The sequence below is a fragment of the Rhodococcus sp. MS16 genome (assembly GCF_013277795.1).
Classification (GTDB): domain Bacteria; phylum Actinomycetota; class Actinomycetes; order Mycobacteriales; family Mycobacteriaceae; genus Rhodococcus_F; species Rhodococcus_F globerula.
The window spans coordinates 164428-182350 of the sequence record NZ_VBTM01000003.1; the positions used below are offsets into that span (position 1 = coordinate 164428).

The 17923-nt window shown below is 61.7% G+C and carries 18 protein-coding genes and 1 pseudogene; 8 read left to right on the forward strand and 11 right to left on the reverse strand.

The genetic code is table 11. The features are described 5' to 3' along the window. Nucleotides 1-34: 34 nt before the first annotated feature. The 3 genes from FEZ60_RS05770 to FEZ60_RS05780 form a co-directional block, all read right to left on the reverse strand. On the reverse strand, nt 35-1744 hold the full coding sequence (locus tag FEZ60_RS05770) for a glycerol-3-phosphate dehydrogenase/oxidase (protein WP_045069054.1): 1710 nt from the start codon (nt 1742-1744) through the stop codon (nt 35-37). Nucleotides 1745-1792: 48 nt separating this feature from the next. Further along, nucleotides 1793-3301, reverse strand: a complete 1509-nt coding sequence (gene glpK, locus FEZ60_RS05775) for a glycerol kinase GlpK (protein ID WP_033234112.1) — start codon at nt 3299-3301, stop codon at nt 1793-1795. A 63-nt stretch (nt 3302-3364) separates the two neighbouring features. Next, complete coding sequence (locus FEZ60_RS05780) at nt 3365-4195, reverse strand: MIP/aquaporin family protein (RefSeq protein WP_045069052.1); 831 nt, start codon at nt 4193-4195, stop codon at nt 3365-3367. Between the two features lie 238 nt (nt 4196-4433). On the opposite strand from FEZ60_RS05780, the gene FEZ60_RS05785 reads away from it, so the two are divergent. After that, nucleotides 4434-5417: a sugar-binding domain-containing protein gene (locus FEZ60_RS05785; RefSeq protein ID WP_172935725.1), complete on the forward strand. Its 984-nt coding sequence runs from the start codon at nt 4434-4436 to the stop codon at nt 5415-5417. Here FEZ60_RS05785 and FEZ60_RS05790 read toward each other — a convergent pair. Continuing rightward, complete coding sequence (locus FEZ60_RS05790) at nt 5352-6155, reverse strand: TetR/AcrR family transcriptional regulator (RefSeq protein WP_095888385.1); 804 nt, start codon at nt 6153-6155, stop codon at nt 5352-5354. The genes FEZ60_RS05785 and FEZ60_RS05790 overlap by 66 nt on opposite strands. Before the next feature lie 94 nt (nt 6156-6249). On the opposite strand from FEZ60_RS05790, the gene FEZ60_RS05795 reads away from it, so the two are divergent. Together FEZ60_RS05795 and FEZ60_RS05800 are read left to right on the forward strand one after the other, a co-directional pair. Beyond that, a complete protein-coding gene (locus FEZ60_RS05795) occupies nt 6250-7203 on the forward strand; it encodes an ATP-binding cassette domain-containing protein (protein WP_172935726.1) in 954 nt (317 codons plus the stop codon). Continuing rightward, a complete protein-coding gene (locus FEZ60_RS05800; protein WP_095888383.1) occupies nt 7200-7961 on the forward strand; it encodes an ABC transporter permease in 762 nt (253 codons plus the stop codon). Before FEZ60_RS05795 ends, FEZ60_RS05800 begins: the two co-directional genes overlap by 4 nt. Nucleotides 7962-8052: 91 nt before the next feature. Here the strand turns inward: FEZ60_RS05800 and FEZ60_RS05805 are convergent, their stop codons facing one another. From FEZ60_RS05805 to pdxH, 5 genes are all read right to left on the reverse strand, one after another. Further along, entirely contained in the window at nt 8053-8415 is a 363-nt protein-coding gene (locus tag FEZ60_RS05805) for an FKBP-type peptidyl-prolyl cis-trans isomerase (RefSeq protein ID WP_003940440.1), read from the reverse strand. A gap of 37 nt (nt 8416-8452) precedes the next feature. Further along, a complete protein-coding gene (locus tag FEZ60_RS05810) occupies nt 8453-9751 on the reverse strand; it encodes a citrate synthase (RefSeq protein WP_033234107.1) in 1299 nt (432 codons plus the stop codon). A 405-nt stretch (nt 9752-10156) separates the two neighbouring features. Next, nucleotides 10157-11104: an aldose 1-epimerase family protein gene (locus FEZ60_RS05815; protein ID WP_172935727.1), complete on the reverse strand. Its 948-nt coding sequence runs from the start codon at nt 11102-11104 to the stop codon at nt 10157-10159. 40 nt (nt 11105-11144) lie between these two features. Beyond that, a complete protein-coding gene (locus FEZ60_RS05820; RefSeq protein WP_033234105.1) occupies nt 11145-12410 on the reverse strand; it encodes an MFS transporter in 1266 nt (421 codons plus the stop codon). Further along, nucleotides 12407-13120, reverse strand: coding sequence for a pyridoxamine 5'-phosphate oxidase (gene pdxH / locus FEZ60_RS05825; RefSeq protein ID WP_045069790.1), 714 nt, complete (start codon nt 13118-13120; stop codon nt 12407-12409). Before pdxH ends, FEZ60_RS05820 begins: the two co-directional genes overlap by 4 nt. Before the next feature lie 245 nt (nt 13121-13365). On the opposite strand from pdxH, the gene FEZ60_RS05830 reads away from it, so the two are divergent. Then, the gene (locus tag FEZ60_RS05830; protein ID WP_033234104.1) at nt 13366-14493 is read left to right on the forward strand and encodes a citrate synthase 2; all 1128 of its coding nucleotides are present in this window, start codon (nt 13366-13368) and stop codon (nt 14491-14493) included. 179 nt (nt 14494-14672) lie between these two features. Here FEZ60_RS05830 and FEZ60_RS05835 read toward each other — a convergent pair whose 3' ends face one another. Next, complete coding sequence (locus FEZ60_RS05835) at nt 14673-15485, reverse strand: amino acid ABC transporter ATP-binding protein (RefSeq protein ID WP_172935971.1); 813 nt, start codon at nt 15483-15485, stop codon at nt 14673-14675. Then, nucleotides 15473-16249 (reverse strand): SDR family NAD(P)-dependent oxidoreductase, encoded by a 777-nt coding sequence (locus FEZ60_RS05840; protein WP_045069028.1) that lies wholly within the window; start codon nt 16247-16249, stop codon nt 15473-15475. The genes FEZ60_RS05835 and FEZ60_RS05840 overlap by 13 nt, the downstream gene beginning before the upstream one ends. 310 nt (nt 16250-16559) lie before the next feature. On the opposite strand from FEZ60_RS05840, the pseudogene FEZ60_RS32400 reads away from it, so the two are divergent. The 4 genes and pseudogenes from FEZ60_RS32400 to FEZ60_RS05855 form a co-directional block, all read left to right on the forward strand. Next, nucleotides 16560-16723: pseudogene (locus tag FEZ60_RS32400) on the forward strand (SDR family mycofactocin-dependent oxidoreductase); the annotation flags it as partial. A 41-nt stretch (nt 16724-16764) separates the two neighbouring features. Then, the gene (locus FEZ60_RS05845; RefSeq protein WP_172935728.1) at nt 16765-17235 is read left to right on the forward strand and encodes a nuclear transport factor 2 family protein; all 471 of its coding nucleotides are present in this window, start codon (nt 16765-16767) and stop codon (nt 17233-17235) included. Then, a complete protein-coding gene (locus FEZ60_RS05850) occupies nt 17232-17444 on the forward strand; it encodes a VOC family protein (RefSeq protein WP_172935729.1) in 213 nt (70 codons plus the stop codon). Before FEZ60_RS05845 ends, FEZ60_RS05850 begins: the two co-directional genes overlap by 4 nt. Then, nucleotides 17441-17743 (forward strand): VOC family protein, encoded by a 303-nt coding sequence (locus FEZ60_RS05855; protein WP_172935730.1) that lies wholly within the window; start codon nt 17441-17443, stop codon nt 17741-17743. Before FEZ60_RS05850 ends, FEZ60_RS05855 begins: the two co-directional genes overlap by 4 nt. The last annotated feature ends 180 nt before the right edge of the window (nt 17744-17923 follow it).

The window sequence follows — 17923 nt, forward strand, 5'->3', positions numbered from 1 at the left end:
CCCCCGCGCGGTTAATAAAGGCGCACAGCGGAAGTCACCCTACGGTGACGCCCGTGCGAACGTCCGGTGCACCCAGGCGCGCCGCATCAGCCGTCAGATCGTCGGGCTGCTCCTGAGATTCCCGCTCGGCTGCAACGCGCAACCGGTAGTGCTCGATCTCCTCGGCAATGTGCTCGGGGGTCCAACCCAACACCGGCGCAACCAGTTCGGCTACTTCCGCGGCTGCCGCGTCGCCGCGGTCCGTGACCTCGATCGATATACGAGTACGGCGGGTCAGGATGTCGTCGAGATGCTGCGCACCCTCGTGACTCGCGGCGTAGTGAATCTCCGCCTCGAGGTACTCGGGGGCAGAGTCCAACGGCCGTCCCAGTTCCGGCCTCGCTTCGATGAGTTCGAACAACTCGTCAGCCAAAGTGCCGTAGCGACCCAGCAGGTGTTCGATAGTCGAAACGTGCAGTCCGGTGCGCTCAGCGGTGAGGTGCCGGTTGTTGTACGCGGCAAAGTAACCGTCGGCGCCCACCAACTGAATACGCTCGGTGCACGACTTCGGCACCTTCTGCTCGAGTCCGTGCACCGCGGAATCGACTGCGTCCTTGGCCATCACGCGATAGGTGGTGTACTTGCCACCGGCCACCACCGTCAAACCCCGAACCGGACTCGACACCGCGTGCTCACGGGAGAGAGTGCTGGTCGAATCCGATTCGCCGAACAGCAACGGACGCAGTCCCGCGTACACACCGACGACATCCTCGTGCGTCAGCTCGTCCTGGAGGAGCTTGTTGACATGACCGAGGATGTAGTCGATGTCGCTTCGGCTCGCTGCCGGATGCGCGAGGTCGAGGTTCCAGTCCGTGTCCGTCGTACCGATGATCCAGTGGCTTCCCCACGGGATCACGAACAGCAGACTCTTCTCGGTCCGCGTGATGATTCCGGTTGACGAGTTGATGCGGTTGCGCGGGACGACCAGGTGAACGCCCTTGGACGCGCGGACCTGGAATTGTCCTCGCCCACCGACCATTTCCTGAATCTCGTCAGTCCACACGCCTGCTGCGTTGATGACCTGGCGAGCCCGGATCTCGAACGCGCGACCGGTTTCCAGATCCACTGCCTTCACACCGACAACCCGGTCCTCCTCGCGGAGGAAACCGACGACGCGCGTGCTGTTGACGCACAGCGCGCCGTACTCGGCTGCCGTGCGCGCCAGCATCATCGTGTGCCGGGCATCATCTACCTGTCCCTCGTAGAACTTGACCGAACCGCGGATGGCAGAACGCTTTCCGGAAGGGAACGATTCGAGGGTCTTCTTCTTTCCCACATGCTTGTGGTGTGAGGGAACCCCACGGCCTGCGCCCATCACGTCGTAAACGCCGATGCCCAGACCGACGTACGGCCGGTCGATCAGCTTCTCGAGCGGGTAGATGAACGGCACCGGCTTCGCAAGGTGCGGACACAGCGAGTTCAGTACCAGGGACCGCTCACGCAGTGCCTCGAACACGAGCGCAAAATTGAACTGCTCGAGGTAGCGCAGTCCGCCGTGGAACAACTTACTGGACCGGCTCGAGGTTCCGGACGCGAAGTCACGTGCCTCCACCAAGCCCACCTTCAGACCTCGAGTTGCGGCGTCGAGTGCGCTGCCCGCGCCGACCACGCCACCGCCGATGACCAGGACATCGAGTTCGGTTTCTTCCAACTTCTTCAGCGACTCCGCCCGCGAGGACGGACTCAATGCTTGTGCTGTGCTCATGAAAAGGGTTCCTTCACTTGAAAATAGGTAGAAATTGGGGACGCAGGATCAGTCCGCGTCGACCCAGTCCAGGGTCCGTGTGACGGCCTTCTGCCAACCTGCGTACAACCGGTCACGCTCGGCCGAATCCATCGAAGGCGTCCAACTCTTGTCCTTCGCCCAGTTGCTGCGGATATCGTCCTCGCTGTCCCAGTACCCGACTGCGAGACCGGCTGCATACGCTGCGCCCAATGCCGTGGTCTCTGCAACCACCGGACGGATCACCTCGACATCGAGCAGATCGGCCTGGAACTGCATGAGCAGTTCGTTCGCGACCATTCCGCCGTCTACCTTGAGAACCTTCAGATCGACGCCCGAGTCGAGGTTCATCGCATCGATGACCTCACGGCTCTGATACGCGGTCGCTTCGAGCACCGCACGGGCAAGGTGGCCCTTGTTCACGAACCGAGTCAGGCCGACGATGGCGCCGCGGGCATCGGCACGCCAGTGGGGAGCAAAAAGACCCGAGAACGCGGGCACGAAGTACGCTCCGCCGTTGTCGTCCACCGAACGCGCATCCACCTCGATATCTGCTGCACTGCTGATCATTCCGAGGTTGTCCCGCAACCACTGAACCAGCGAACCGGTCACGGCGATCGATCCTTCCAACGCGTAGATCGTCGGTTGGTCACCGATCTTGTAGCAGACCGTCGTCAGCAATCCGTTCTTGCTCATCACCTTTTCGGTGCCGGTGTTGAGGAGCACGAAGTTGCCGGTTCCGTAAGTGTTCTTCGCTTCGCCCGGTGAGAGGCAGGCCTGACCGAAGGTCGCTGCTTGCTGATCGCCAAGAATTCCTGCAATCGGCACTCCGGACAGCGTGCCACGCTCACGAACGAATCCGAAGATCTCGGACGAGCTACGGATCTCGGGAAGCATGGATTCGGGAATACCCATGTCGGCGCAGATCGCCGAATCCCATGCGAGAGTGTCGAGATCCATCAACAGAGTGCGCGACGCGTTGGTGGGGTCGGTGGCGTGCACTCCGCCTTCGACACCACCGGTCATGTTCCACAGCACCCAGGTGTCCATCGTGCCGAAGCACAACTCGCCTGCTTCGGCCTTCTCGCGAGCACCCTCGACATTGTCGAGTATCCACTTGACCTTCGGACCCGAGAAGTACGTTGCGAGTGGCAATCCAGTGACCGTCGTGTACTTTTTGGGTCCGTCATCGCCGGCAAGAGCCGTGCAGATCCGATCGGTACGCGTGTCCTGCCAGACGATTGCGTTGTAGACGGGTTTTCCGGTCGCGCGTTCCCACACCACCGCCGTCTCTCGCTGATTGGTGATTCCGACGGATGCGATATCGGCCGCGGTCAGGTCCGCATTGGCCAACGCGCCCGCGGTGACGTTGCGGACGTTGTCCCAGATCTCGATCGGATCGTGCTCGACCCACCCTGCCTGCGGAAAGATCTGTGTGTGCTCGTGCTGTTCGACGGCAACCACGTGCCCACTGTGATCGAAGATCATGCAACGTGTGGAGGTGGTCCCCTGGTCTATCGCGGCTACGAACTGCGCCATCGTGCTACCCCTTTGGTATCGAGAGAAAGTGCGAGAGATTTACTCAGAGATGTTGATTCGCGATCACGCCGGTATCGTCGCCGGCTCCTCGATCGCCTTCTCTGCAGACTCGTCGTCAGGCAGGAATCGTCCAACCAGCTTGTCGTAGAGGAACACTCCGATCGGAGCGCCGATCAGAGGTCCCACGATGGGCACCCAGAAATACAAGCTCCCGTACTGATCCCGCCACGCACTTCCGTAGCCGGTGAGATACGACGCCAGTCGCGGGCCGAAGTCGCGCGCCGGGTTGATGGCGTAGCCCGCGTTGGTCGCCCAGGCGAATCCGATTCCCACCACGATCAATCCGACGACGAACGGCGCGAGATTCGCGAGCGGCGGAGTTCCCCGAGAATCGGTGACTGCAACGATGAGGAACAACAGGATGGCGGTGCCGATGATCTGATCGATCAGCGCCGAGCCGAGGCTGACCGGGAGCGTTCCGTTTCCGGGCATGGTCGAGAAGATCGTCTGAGTGGCGGTCGTGTGTCCGGGATCAATTGCATTGAGCATGTCGTTGTAATTCCAGCGGACGATCAACGCGGCGACGAAGGCTCCAGCGGTCTGCGCCAGGGTGTACGGCAGTACCTTGCGCCAGGAGAATCCCCGGAAGATCGCGAAGGCGAACGTGACGGCAGGGTTCAGATGAGCACCCGTCACCCGGCCGGCGACATAGATTCCGAACATGACACCCAGGCCCCAGGCCCACGCGATGCTGTCATGCCCACCGAGCCCTCCGCCGCTCCCGCCGGACACCACCTGCGCCACAACTCCGACGCCGAACAAGATCAAGATCATCGTTCCTGCGAACTCGGCTGCCAACTCGCCGGGGAGCCCTAATCGCTTGGCTTTCTCCATCCCACCCTCACTCAATTGTGATGCATGTCATAGTTTGGATTGCTGCATCCGTAGCCTAAGGCCAGTTGCACATTCATGCATAGCCAGTGCACATACGTGCAAACCGGGCATTTCCGCACCGTAATGCGGGTAACAGATACGTTTCAGGAAATTGTCGCGCGGGAGTGCGGCGGCCAGGTGCTACTCCGATAAGATTCGGTTCAGCGCTCGTGCACGAACGTGCAGACAGGACAATGCCATGGAATCCCCGACCTCCGACTTCCCGACCTCCGACCCCGCGGACCCTCGCATCTCCGACGCCGTCCAGGCCGCGCGCCTCTACTACTTCCAAGATCAGACGATGGCCGCCATCGGCCGCGACATGGGCGTATCCAGATCCACGGTCTCGCGACTGATCACCTATGCGCGCACGTCCGGACTCGTCGAGATCAAGATCAGCACCCCACACGGCCAAGCACCCCGCATCGAGCGTGAGTTCTCGGAGCGATACAGGGTACGTGCCCACGTGGTGACAGTCCCGGAACTGGTGGGAGATCTCGAGCGCCTCGAGAAGGTCGCGACTTTTGCCGGCAGGCTACTGGCGTCGTTCTTCGACAGCGACATGGTGATGGGGATCGCCTGGGGAACCACTCTCAGTGAAGTCAGCAAGCACCTTGCCCCCAAACGCACGTACAACTCGTACGTCGTGCAACTCAACGGCGCCGCGAATACTCGGACCACCGGAATCTCGTACGCCAGCGACATCATCAGAACCATCGCCGACGCCTACGGCGCTCTCCCCCAAGGATTTCCGGTCCCCGCATTCTTCGACTACCCGGAAACCCGGGAGCAGTTGTGGCGCGAACGAAGTATCAAACGCGTACTGGACATGCAAAAGCGAATGGACCTGGCAGTCTTCAGCATCGGCGTACCGGGCGGCAACGTCCCGAGTCACGTCTACACCGCCGGATACCTCGAACCCGATGAAGCAGAAGCACTTCGACGCGACGGAGTAGTCGGCGACATCGCAACCGTGTTCTTCCGGTCAGACGGGAGCTACCGCGGAATCGAACTCAACGAGCGCGCGAGCGGCCCACGACTGGACCTTTTCGAGAAGGTCGCCAGGCGCGTGTGCATCGTCGCCGGAACAGCAAAACTGCCCGCGCTGGAGGGCGCACTACGAGGTGGGCTGATCACCGACCTGATCATCGACGACGTCAGTGCCGCCGCGCTGGTGTCCTGACCGCTGCACCAGCTTCTCGATTCCGTCAAGAAGGAGGCCCAGCGAGAAACCGAAATCGAAAGCGTCATCGCCGGCTGCTTCACCCTCCGGGCTGCCGTCCTCGAAACCACCCTCCTCGATTGCGGCACTGAGGTAGGGAAAGTCCTCGCGATTGATGACACGAGCAATGAGAGCACCGTATGCGACGTCGTCGTCTGCCGATTGTGCCGACCGCGAGGCCAGGTCGGCCGAGAATCGGGCGCGGCCGATGACGAACAACGACACGTTGGTCACCACCTGAAACTTCGACGCAGCACTCAGAGCGACCCCGTCGAGCGCGCTCAGGCCCGCATCGAGCCACGCCATGTTGTTGGGCCCGGTCGGTGGAGCCGTGATGGGCAGCTTGAGCCACCACGGTCGACTCAGCATCGTGGCGTACTCGTGGTTCGCCCACACTTCGAGCTTGGCGCGCCAGGACACTCCGTCGGGAATTACCGGCGGCGGGCCGATCACTCGATCCGAAATCAGTTCGATCAGTTCGTCTTTGCTCGCTACGTAGCGATAGAGCGACATGGTCGTGAATCCGAGGGACTTGGCCACCCGGCCCATCGACAGCGCCGTGACACCTTCAGCGTCGGCAAGCTCTATCGCGGTGTCGAGAATCTGCTCGAGACTGAGCCCTTTCTTGGGACCCCGCGTTCCAGGCTGATCCAGTCCCCAGGCCAGTTCGACCGCCCTCGGTAGCGCGCCGCCATCCATACAGCTCCCACTCTTTGCTCTTGCCCTCATCCTAGAACTGTGTACGCTATAAACACGAGTTTATGCCATACACAGTTCTCACTTGGAGGTCTCGATGTCAGGAACGATCCCCGCAATCTCGGTCCGCGGACTTCGCAAGCGCTACGGCGATCAACAGGTTCTGGGCGGACTCGACCTGTCGGTCCCGGCCGGATCGGTGTACGCGCTCCTCGGCGCGAACGGCGCCGGAAAGACAACGGCCGTAAGAATTCTCACCACCCTCATACCCTTCGACGCCGGCGAGGTCACTGTGGCCGGTCATTCGCTTCCCGGCGATCCACGGAACGTTCGCCGACGCATCAGCGTCACCGGGCAGTACGCGGCCGTCGACACACTGTTGACCGGCTCCGAGAACCTGACCCTCCTGGGCGAGCTGAATCACCTGGGCCGGAAGAACTCTCGAAGACGTGCCGACGAACTACTCCACCAGTTCAACCTGACGGACTTCGGTGACAAGCGAGCGGGCGACTACTCGGGCGGCATGCTCAGACGACTCGACATCGCGATGAGCCTTGTTGCACGACCGGACGTCGTCTTTCTCGACGAACCCACCACCGGCCTGGACCCGCGAAGCCGCCACGAAATGTGGTCGATAGTTCGTGGTCTCACGGCTTCAGGTGTCACGATCTTCCTCACCACCCAATACCTCGACGAGGCAGACGAATTGGCCGACACCGTCGGTGTGCTCAGTGGCGGTCGTCTGGTCGCCGAGGGAACACCGGACGAACTCAAACGTCTGGTTCCGGGCGGCCATGTCGCGCTGCAATTCGAGAACCTCGCTCAACTCGATCTCGCCGCGGCGTCACTTCCGCAAGCACATTCGAATGCCGAGATTCTGACCCTGCACATCCCTTCCGACGGGACGGTTCCGTCGATCAAAGCCATCCTCGACTCGATTGACGACCCGTCGATCACCGTCGAGAAGTTCTCCGTTCACACTCCGGATCTGGACGACGTGTTCTTCGCACTCACCGGATCGGGCCAACCCGAGATTGCGAGCGTTCGATGACCTCCACCATGACAATCGACTCCTCGGTGATGCTTCGCCGAAATCTCAAACACGTTCTCCGCAGCCCTGATTCGATGATCACCGCGATAGCCCTGCCGGTCATGCTCATGCTGCTGTTCGTCTACGTCTTCGGCGGCGCTATCAATACCGGCACCGAGTACATCGACTATGTCGTGCCAGGCATCATTCTGCTGTGTGCCGGTTTCGGTGCCTCCACCACCGCCGTCAGCGTCTCGAGCGACATGAAGGACGGGATCATCGACCGTTTCCGGACGCTCGCGATCTCACCATCGTCCGTCCTGACCGGGCACGTACTGGCCAGCGTCGTCCGCAACGTCCTGACGACGGCGATCGTGATCGTCGTCGCTCTGATCATGGGATTTCGGCCCACCGGCGATCCGTTGCGCTGGCTCGGCGTCGCCGCCGTGATCGTCGCCTTCGTATTCGCCATGTCGTACCTCTCGACGGCATTGGGGCTCCTGGCCCAGAACCCGGAGGCAGCAAGCGGATTCACCTTCGCCATCATGTTCCTGCCCTACATCAGCACTGCCTTCGTACCGGCCGAGACCATGCCGTCCTGGCTACAGGGGTTTGCCCGTCACCAGCCGGTGACCCCGATCATCGAGACGGTGCGCGGACTCCTGATGGGCACGCCGATCGGGAACAGTGCCGTGATCGCGCTCGCGTGGTGCGTGGGCATCGCCGCCGTGGGATTTGTGTGGTCGAACTGGCTTTACCGACGAAAGACGGCGCACTGACCACACAAGAAAGCCCCACACCTGACGGTGCGGGGCTCTTGTGCTGTGCGCCTTTATTAACCGCGGGGGGTTAATAAAGGCGCACAGTAAATTACTTGGCGTCCAGCAGATCGATCACGAAGACCAAGGTCTTGCCGGAAAGCTGGTGTCCTGCACCGGCCGGGCCGTATGCCAGCTCCGGCGGAATGGTGAGCTGGCGACGTCCGCCGACCTTCATGCCCGGGATGCCGTCCTGCCAACCCTTGATCAGGCCACGAAGCGGGAACTGAATGGACTCACCACGGCTCCAGGAAGAGTCGAACTCTTCACCGGACTCGAACTCGACACCGACGTAGTGAACGTCGACGGTGCCACCGGGAACGGCTTCGGCGCCTTCTCCGACAACCAGATCCTTGATGACCAGATCGGTCGGCGCGGGGCCTTCCTGGAACTCGATTACGGGCTTGCTACTCATGGGTCCTCCTCGTTGAGGCGAAAATTGTGGGCAGGGGCTAGCGGGTGGTTATATCCCGATAGTCACGCTCGGTGTAGCCGGTGTAAATCTGGCGCGGGCGGCCGATCTTCGTAGCCGGATCCTCGTGCATTTCACGCCAGTGCGCAATCCAGCCGGGCAGACGGCCCATGGCGAAGAGCACGGTGAACATGCGGGGCGGGAAGCCCATCGCGCGGTAGATCAGACCCGTGTAGAAGTCGACGTTCGGGTACAGCTTGCGCTCGATGAAGTAGTCGTCCGTGAGGGCGGCCTCTTCGAGCTGCATGGCGATATTGAGCAGTTCGTCGTCGCCGCCGAGCTTGCCGAGGATGTTGTGCGCGGTCTCGCGGACCAGCGCGGCGCGCGGGTCGTAGTTGCGGTAGACGCGGTGCCCGAAGCCCATGAGCTTCACGCCGTCTTCCTTGTTCTTGACCTTGCGGACGAACTCGGCTGCGGTGCTGCCGTTTGCCTTGATGTCGTCGAGCATCTCGAGCACGGCCTGGTTGGCGCCGCCGTGCAGCGGGCCCCACAGTGCGTTGATGCCGGCGGACACCGAGGTGAAGAGGTTCGCGTCGGAAGAGCCGACCATGCGCACGGTGGACGTGGAGCAGTTCTGCTCGTGGTCTGCGTGCAGGATGAGCAGCATGTCGAGTGCCTTGGCGATCTCGGGATCACCCTGGTACGGCTCGGCCGGGAAACCGAACGTCATGCGCATGAAGTTCTCGACCAGGTTCAGCGAGTTGTCCGGGTACAGGAACGGCTGTCCGACGGACTTCTTGTATGCGTAGGCCGCGATGGTCGGCAGCTTCGCGAGAAGACGAATGGTGGAGAGTTCCACCTGTTCCGGATCCTCGGGATCCAGGGAATCCTGGTAGTACGCGGAGAGCGCGTTGACTGCGGAGGAAAGAACCGGCATCGGGTGTGCGTTGCGCGGGAATCCGTCGAAGAACCGCTTGAGGTCTTCGTGCAGAAGAGTGTGGCGACGGATGCGGTCCGTGAAGGACTCGAGCTGTGCATCGGTCGGGAGCTCACCGTAGATCAGCAGGTAGCTGACTTCGATGAAGGTGGACTTACCTGCCAACTGCTCGATGGGGTATCCGCGGTAGCGCAGGATTCCCTTCTCGCCGTCGATGTAGGTAATTGCGGAACTGGTGGATGCGGTGTTCACAAAGCCGGGGTCGAGGGTGGTGTACCCCGTATCGGCCAGCAGCTTTCCCAGTTCGATGCCGTCATTGCCCTCGGTTGCCCTGGCAATGGACATCGTGTGCTCACCACCGGGGTAAGTAAGCGTGGGCTTTGTGTCATTGTCAGCGGGCACGAAGGATCCCTCTCAAGCTCAAACCAACGAGTAACTACATACGATCAACTAGAAACTAGTCGCACCGAACACAACGCGCCCAGGGAGGGTCGCTCCACGGGGGTTTTGCACGTCGATCAGTGTCGGACATATACCCCGAAACTGCAACAGGTTTCAGAGCGCCGAAGTACTGTGCTCCAGCTCGCATTTCAGGATTCGCACATGGCCTTGATCTGGACTTTCCTTCTCGCGCAACGCCTCACAGATCCAGCCCCACCGCGCAAAATGTGCCGCCGAATCGAACGGTGTTCGGCAAATCGCGACTATCGAGACTTCGCAGCCGTTTGTTACAGCCTCCCACTATCTGGGATACGGATCACAGTACCCAGTGCTGGATCCCAAGATCACAGAGCACGATCCTCCGGATCAAAGTGCACGGATCCCCCACACGCCGGACCACGTTTCGCCTGGGCCGAGAATCAACATGTCGATTCCCGAGTTGAAGGCGTCCGGCGGGCATGTCATCGGTTCGAGCGCCAAGGCCCGACCACGGTCGGGATAGCCCTTACCGTTTGCGGGATCAGCGATGAAGGCCTGAATCCACGGAAACTCGCGCGTCGTCCACAGTGCGGTCCCGGTCCCGTCCGGCGCAAGCAATTCGTGCTGTGTGCGGCCACTACCGTCGACCACGTCCAATGCACTGAACGGCGTGTCCAGCTGCACACCTTCGAGTGGGCGCGGGGTTCGGAAATCGAAATCCGTGCCCTCGACGGCCTGCGAATACGCGTTCGGCAGCATCCGCTCCGGATCGATCGGCAATCGTGTTCCCGCTGCCAGGTGCAGTGAGCACTCGTCGAGTGGGACATCACCGACGCGGATGAACGGGTGCGTGCCAAGTCCGAAGGGCGACGGAGTGGCGCCCTTGTTGGTCGCGGTGTGGGTGACCGTCAATCCTGTTTCGTCCACTGCGTAGACGATCGACAGCGCAAGCGGATACGGCCAGCCCTTGTGCAGGCCCACGTCGACCGACAGTTCGACGCGATCGAAGGTGTGATCTACGAGGCTCCAATTGCGACGACGCACAAACCCGTGACTGGCGTTGTTCAGGGCAGGTTCGGTGATCTCGAGTTGATGCTCGATACCGTCGAACATGAAGTGCCCGTCCCGAATCCGATTGGGCCATGGCGCCAGGACCAAACCGGCCGACAGCGGCGGCTTCGATCCGAGTTCCCAGGTTTCGGTGAGCGCACGTTTGCCGGACGGCCCCTCGTGATCAAGCAATCGCAAACCTGCACCGGCTGCCGCGATTTCGGCGCGATAACCCCCACCACGGATCTCGAAGCCGCCCTTGCCCGTGCTGTGCGGTTGCGTCATGGAATCAGTTTCCCCCACAAACCGCCCACATACTAGGACGTCAGACGGCGCGTCCCACCCTGTAAGCGACGAATGTCGGGAACATGATCGCCGACACGACGACGCCGATTACCACCAAAACGCCACCGCCTGCCGCCGCCACCCCCGTTCCGAACAGGAAGGCAGCAGCGCCGTGCACCACGTCGCCGATACGCGGACCACCCGCGACAACCACGATGAAGACGCCTTGGAGTCGACCACGCATGTCGTCCGTCGCGACCTGCTGGAGCATCGTGCTGCGGAACGCCGCTGAAATCATGTCCACGGCGCCACCGACCGCGAGGAACGCGACGGCCACCCAGAGCAGAAGCACGCTGGATCCGGGACTGGCGTAGTACACGGCCACACCGAAACCGACCATCGACAGTCCCCACAACGCGATGCAGATCAAGACAGCACGCCCCTGGTACTCCACCCGCGGTAGCCAGCCCGAGAACACGCCGCCCAGAACGGCTCCCGCCGACATCGCGGCGAACAACAGTCCGAGGGCAAAGCCTCCGGTGACGGGATCACCGAACGATTCGTGCGCGATTTCCGGGAACAGTGCCCGCGACATCCCGAACACCATCGCGATGATGTCGACGACAAACGACGCGAGCAGCACCTTCTGCGTGGCCAGATAGGCAAAGCCGCCAAGGACCTCGCTCAGACCGGCCCGTCGCGACGTGCCTGTCGGCGGAATCGCCGGCAACTTCCACACCGCCCACAGTGTGGCGAGCAGGAAGATCGAGTCGAGCAGGTACAGCAATTGCAGCCCAGCAGTCGGAATGAGCACTCCGGCAAGCATCGGACCAGCGATCGCGCCGAACTGCACAACCGTCATGTTCAGCGAGTTCGCAGCAGGCAGCTGCCTACCCGGTATCAACCTCGGAATGATCGCCGCGCGTGTCGGCTGATTGACCGCAAAAAACGCTTGCTGCACGGAGAAAAGCACAAGCACGAGCCACACGTTGTTCACACCGAGCGCCGCCTGTATCCACAGCAGCACCGACGTGACGCCGAGTCCGATCGACGTGATCATCAGGAGCCGTCGCCGATCCATCACGTCGGCGAGGGCACCGCCCCACAACCCGAAAACGATCAGCGGGACGAGACCGAAGATTCCGGTCAGACCGACATAGGCCGAACTGCGCGTGATCTCGTACACCTGTTGCGGAACAGCCACAACACTGAGCTGGGCGCCGATAACGGTGACGATGCCGGCGGTCCACAGGCGGCGGTAGTCGAGATTTTCGAGCGGAGTCGTGTCCGCGAGAACCCGCCTCACGGTTGGAGACGAACTGCGGACCACTGACCGTCGACGACGGTGGTGCGGACCCGATTGTGCATACGGTTGGCGCGGCCCTGCCAGAACTCGACGGACTCCGGCCGGATCAGAATCCCGCCCCAGTGCGGCGGCACGGGAATCTCTCCGTCGATGCCGAAGCGTGCGGCCACCTCACGGAGTTGTTCGTCCAAGACGGCGCGTGATTCGACGGGCTGCGACTGATGGGACGCCCACGCTCCGAGCTGCGATCCTCGCGGACGGGTTCGCCAATACTCCTGCGTCACTTGCGGACTCACATGCTCGACTGCACCTCGAACAGTGACCTGGCGAGCCAGGGTCAGCCAGGTGAAATTGGCCGACGCATACGGATGGGCGTCGAGTTGCCTGGCCTTGTCCGAACCGTAATTGGTGAAGAAGAGGACCCCCTCCTCGGAGAGCCCCTTGCACAACACGGTCCGCGACGCGGGGTGACCGTCCTCGCCGAGAGTCGAAAGCGTCATCGCATTCGGTTCCGGCGCATCCGCCTCGACGGCATCCAACAGCCACTGACGCATCAGCGGCAACCAACCGTCGGCAACCTGACTCACGTCCAACTCGACGCGCATCCGATCGTGCACGGCCTCCGATTCACTGCCTGGTTGCGGGTACCCCACACGCATCGCAGCGAGTTCACTGTTCACCACCACCGGGTCCTGACGTTCCTTCGACACAGCCCAGAACGCTACTCCCGGGTACCAACCGGCCACCGACTACTCGGGACGCGCTAAAGTTTGCCGTGGCTAGACCCGATCCGAACCGCGAGCCGCACCAGCGACAGCAGCCGAATCGGGACCAGACGATTGCGCAGTACGAAACACGGTGCGTGCTCATCCCTGCGAGCACCGAGGCGCAGTCACGGAAGCTGAGGCAGTGCGACTGAAGACCTGGCGCACTCGAACGAGGAGAGTCCACGAGAATGGCAGCGAGCGCAGCAATACCGGACGATTTTGTGAGCGGACTCGAAGGCGTCGTAGCCTTCACCAGCGATATCGCCGAACCTGACAAGGACGGCGGCGCACTGCGTTACCGCGGCGTCGACATCGAAGACCTGGTCGGCCAGAAGGTGACCTTCGGCAACGTCTGGGCACTGCTCGTCGACGGCCGTTTCGGCCCCGGCCTGCCGCCGGCCGAGCCGTTCCCCCTCCCCATCCACACCGGTGACGTCCGTGTCGACGTCCAGGCCGGACTTGCGATGCTGGCCCCCATCTGGGGTTACGAGCCGCTCCTCGACATCGACGACGACACCGCTCGCGATCAGCTCGCCCGCGCGTCCGTCATGGCCCTGTCTTACGTCGCGCAGTCCGCTCGCGGCATCTACCAGCCGGCAGTTCCGCAGAAGCGCATCGACGAGGCCAAGACGGTCACCGAACGCTTCATGGTCCGATGGAAGGGTGAGCCCGATCCCGCGCACGTCGAGGCAATCGACGCGTACTGGGTTTCGGCAGCCGAGCACGGCATGAACGCGTCCACCTTTACGGCCCGCGTCATCGCGTCCACCGGCGCCGACGTCGCCGCTTCACTGTCCGGCGCCATCGGCGCGATGTCCGGCCCGCTGCACGGCGGCGCACCGGCCCGCGTGCTCCCGATGATCGAAGAGACCGAGAAGACCGGCGACGCCCGCGCACTGGTCAAGGGAATCCTCGACCGCAAGGAAAAGCTGATGGGCTTCGGGCACCGCGTCTACCGCGCCGAAGATCCCCGCGCCCGCGTGCTCCGCGCTACCGCGAAGCGCCTCAATGCTCCCCGCTACGAAGCTGCCGCAGCTCTCGAGCAGGCAGCGCTGGCAGAACTGCGTGAGCGTCGTCCCGATCGCGCGATCGAGACCAACGTCGAGTTCTGGGCTGCCGTCATCCTGGACTTCGCCGAGGTTCCCGCGCACATGATGCCTGCCATGTTCACGTGTGGCCGCACCGCTGGTTGGTGTGCGCACATCCTCGAGCAGAAGCGCCTCGGCAAACTGGTTCGCCCGGCAGCCATCTACACCGGCCCGGCACCGCGTACTCCCGAGTCCGTCGAGGGCTGGGATCAGATCAGCCACTCGTAAGTTTCTCCGCAGCACAATTCAACCGGCCGGGTACCTCGCTACGAGGTACCCGGCCGGTTGAATTATGTCGAGTTGCTGCCTAGGACAATGAACGTCCATCCTTCACGGCCGGAATCTGCTGGAACAGAACGTTGTTCCACGTCCGTGGTCGCCATGTAGATCGGCAACGAACACGGGAGTTACCCGTGGTGCCGCCCCTCATCGGCGGCCTCTGCGACCCCCAGAATTCGCCGACTTTCTTCGCGCGGCGTCCGCTCCCCGGAGGTGTCGGGCACGTCCTTGACTAAGACCACGAGTTTCATGCCCCCGTCAGATGCACACGCCGACAATGTCGCAATCAGACCAGCACTCAAGACGCCTGCAACGGCAACCTTCGTAGCGACTTTCCTGACGAAATCGAGCTCGTGGGTCACGAGCACCATCGTCACGCCGCTCTCTGCCAGCTCCGAAACCACCGACCCCACTTCGATGCGCAGCTCCGGGTCGATGGCCGAGGTGGGCTCGTCAAGGAGAAGGACTTTCGGATCGAGTGCGAGTGCGCGGGCGATCGCGACGCGCTGTTGCATGCCTCCTGAGAGTTCGGACGGCATTCGGTGCATCGCGTCCTTCAGTCCGACTCGCGTCAGCAGGTCCACTGCTCGAGCCTCTGCCTCGGCGCGGCTACGCTCGAGCCCCCGTACTTGGGCGAGCACCACGTTTTCGAGCGCATTCATATTCGGGAAGAGATTGAAGTGCTGAAACACCATCCCCAGTGACCTGCGAAGCACAATGAGCTCACGCGCGTTCAACAGCGTGCGCTCTTTGAAGAGCGTTTGGCCGGCAAGCTGAACTTCGCCCGAGGAAGGGATCTCGAGTAGGTTCATGCACCTCAGAAGGGTGCTCTTGCCGGTTCCACTCGGACCGATGAGTCCAAGAATTTCGCCCCGGCTCACCGAGAGGGTTACATCCGAGAATTTCGGCTGGTTATCAGCCGAAATGTTTAGCGTCCAAATACCGTTCCACCGTTAAGATGGATAACCTGCCCGTTGACCAGGCCCCCTGCCTCGCTGCAAAGCCAGAGGATCGCTGCACCGACATCGGCGCCACGACCGAGCCTGCCGATCGGAATCTGACGGATCATCCTCTCCAGCGCAGGGTCGTCAACATCACCGAGCCCCTCCATCATCCCCAACGCCAACGCATTCGCGGTTACTCCGCGCGAACCACACTCGACACTGAGGTGTCGAATCAACGCTTCCGAACCTGCTTTGGCGGCACCGTACGCCGAGACCCCGATGGAAAGACCTCGCGTTGATGCACCCGAGGATATCTGAATGATGCGGCCCCACTCGTTCGCGAGTTGACCAGGGAGTACCGCCTGGACGACTCGCATCATCGCAGACAGGTTGAGGTCGATCTGCCGCTGCCAATCCGCCTCCGGCATGTCGACAAATTGATTCGGGCGTGCGCCAATGTCAGGGATGCCCGCATTGTGAACAAGAATATCGACGGAGGCCCCGTCGTCGGCCAGCGCAGTTATCGCCTGCTCCACTGCGGCGGCGTCTGTCACGTCAAACACCGACGAAAATGCCGATCCTCCGCTGGCGATGATGGCATCGGCGACCGACTGAGCCCTGTCGGCGTGTAAATCGTTCACTATGACTGTTGCTCCGCAGGCTCCGAGAACACGGGCGATACCTTCTCCTACCCCTCGGCCCGAACCGGTCACCAAAGCAGTGCGCCCATCGAGTCGAAATTGCTCCACACTCAGGTCCACAATGTCCTCTCGGTCGGGTCAGCTGATTACGACATACTCGTCCCGCAACTGAACGACCAGACGCGCCATCTCGAAGAACGAGATATCGCATCAGGGACTCGCATCAACATGTGCGCCTGCACTGCGTCTGCCCAAACGGGTTAAACCCGTGGCAACGGTCCCGATGGGCCTTGACCCGCGCCCCACGTGCGGGTCAACGCCCCTCAGCCCTGCTCCATCTCGATAGTCGAGATGCACCGACTCTCCAGCCACAGCCTTTGGCTTACTGATTCGAGTACGGCTCACTGCCACACGACAAAGAGGGACCTTCATGGACGAATTCGAAGGCAAAGTTGCACTGATCGCCGGAGCCACACGAGACCAAGGGCGGCCTCACGCAGTGTCTTTTGCCGAAGAGGTGCCGACATCATCATTGTCGATCGGTGCGAAAACCGTGAGACCGTCACGTACCCGATGGCAACAGTCGAGGACCTCGACTGACACCATCAACCCTGCACCAGAGAGCTGGCTGGAAATTGAGTAACTCCGCCACTGAGATAACGAACCTCTTGTACCGATACGCCGAGAACATCGACCGGGGTCGACTCGAAGAAGCCGCGGCGCTATTCCGGCACGCGACCATACGTACCCGTAGCGGCGACGCACTCGACGAGTCCGGCCTGCTGAACCTGTGGCGTACCAACATAAAGATCCATGCCGACGGTACGCCGCGCACCAAACATGTCATCACCAATCCCATCCTCGAGATCGACGACGAGGCCGGGCGTGCGACGTGCCGTTCCTATTACACTGTGCTGCAAGCAACTTCGGCACTGCCGCTGCAGGTAGTCGCCGCCGGGCGGTACCACGACGAGTTCGAGCGCACAGGCGGGATATGGCGTTTCACGTCCCGCGACTACTCGCTGCTCGATTTGGTCGGCGATTTCAGCGGCCATCTCATGACCGCACCGGCAACCCCGGAAGGGCACGAAGGTGGCTCGCTATGACACAAAACAAGGCGATCGAACCGTTCATGCAAATTGGGTATCTCGTGTCGAACCTGGACGAAGCGGTACACGCCTGGTTCGAAGAGAGCGGTGTCGGACCATGGCAGATCTATCGCAACCTCGACATGGCAGGCAACCATCGCGGTCAAGATATCGACATCGTCATCAACGCGGCCTTCGCGTACTCGGAAGCACTCAGGTCGAGTTGATCGAGGTACTCAGCGAAGGTCCCTCGCCCTACCACAATGCCGACGGTACGAAATTTATCGGCTTGCATCATGTTGCGCGATTGACCGACGACTTGGATGCGGAGTTGGCCCAAGCCACCGAGCGTGGATTGTCCGTGGTTTTCACCGGGGCTACGTCATCCACGAGCGTGGCCTACATCGAGTCCGCGGCTATGCCGGGCACGATCATCGAGTACATCAAGAATCCGAGCATGCCGGCGATGCTGGCCGAGGGCGTGGAGTTCACTCGAAACTGGAATGGCCTCAATCTGATTCGCTGAATGTAGGAACACTTCCCCTGGACGACGGTTCTCATTTATTGGGAGCGCGATGCTCTCTGCGTGTCAACGGCATCTGAAAATTCAGATGCCGTTGACATTCCAGATCGCATAGCAAAGGAACAAGTTTTCGCCATCCGGCTTGTACTCGAGCTTTTGTTTCATGCGTGGTGGGGTCTCATT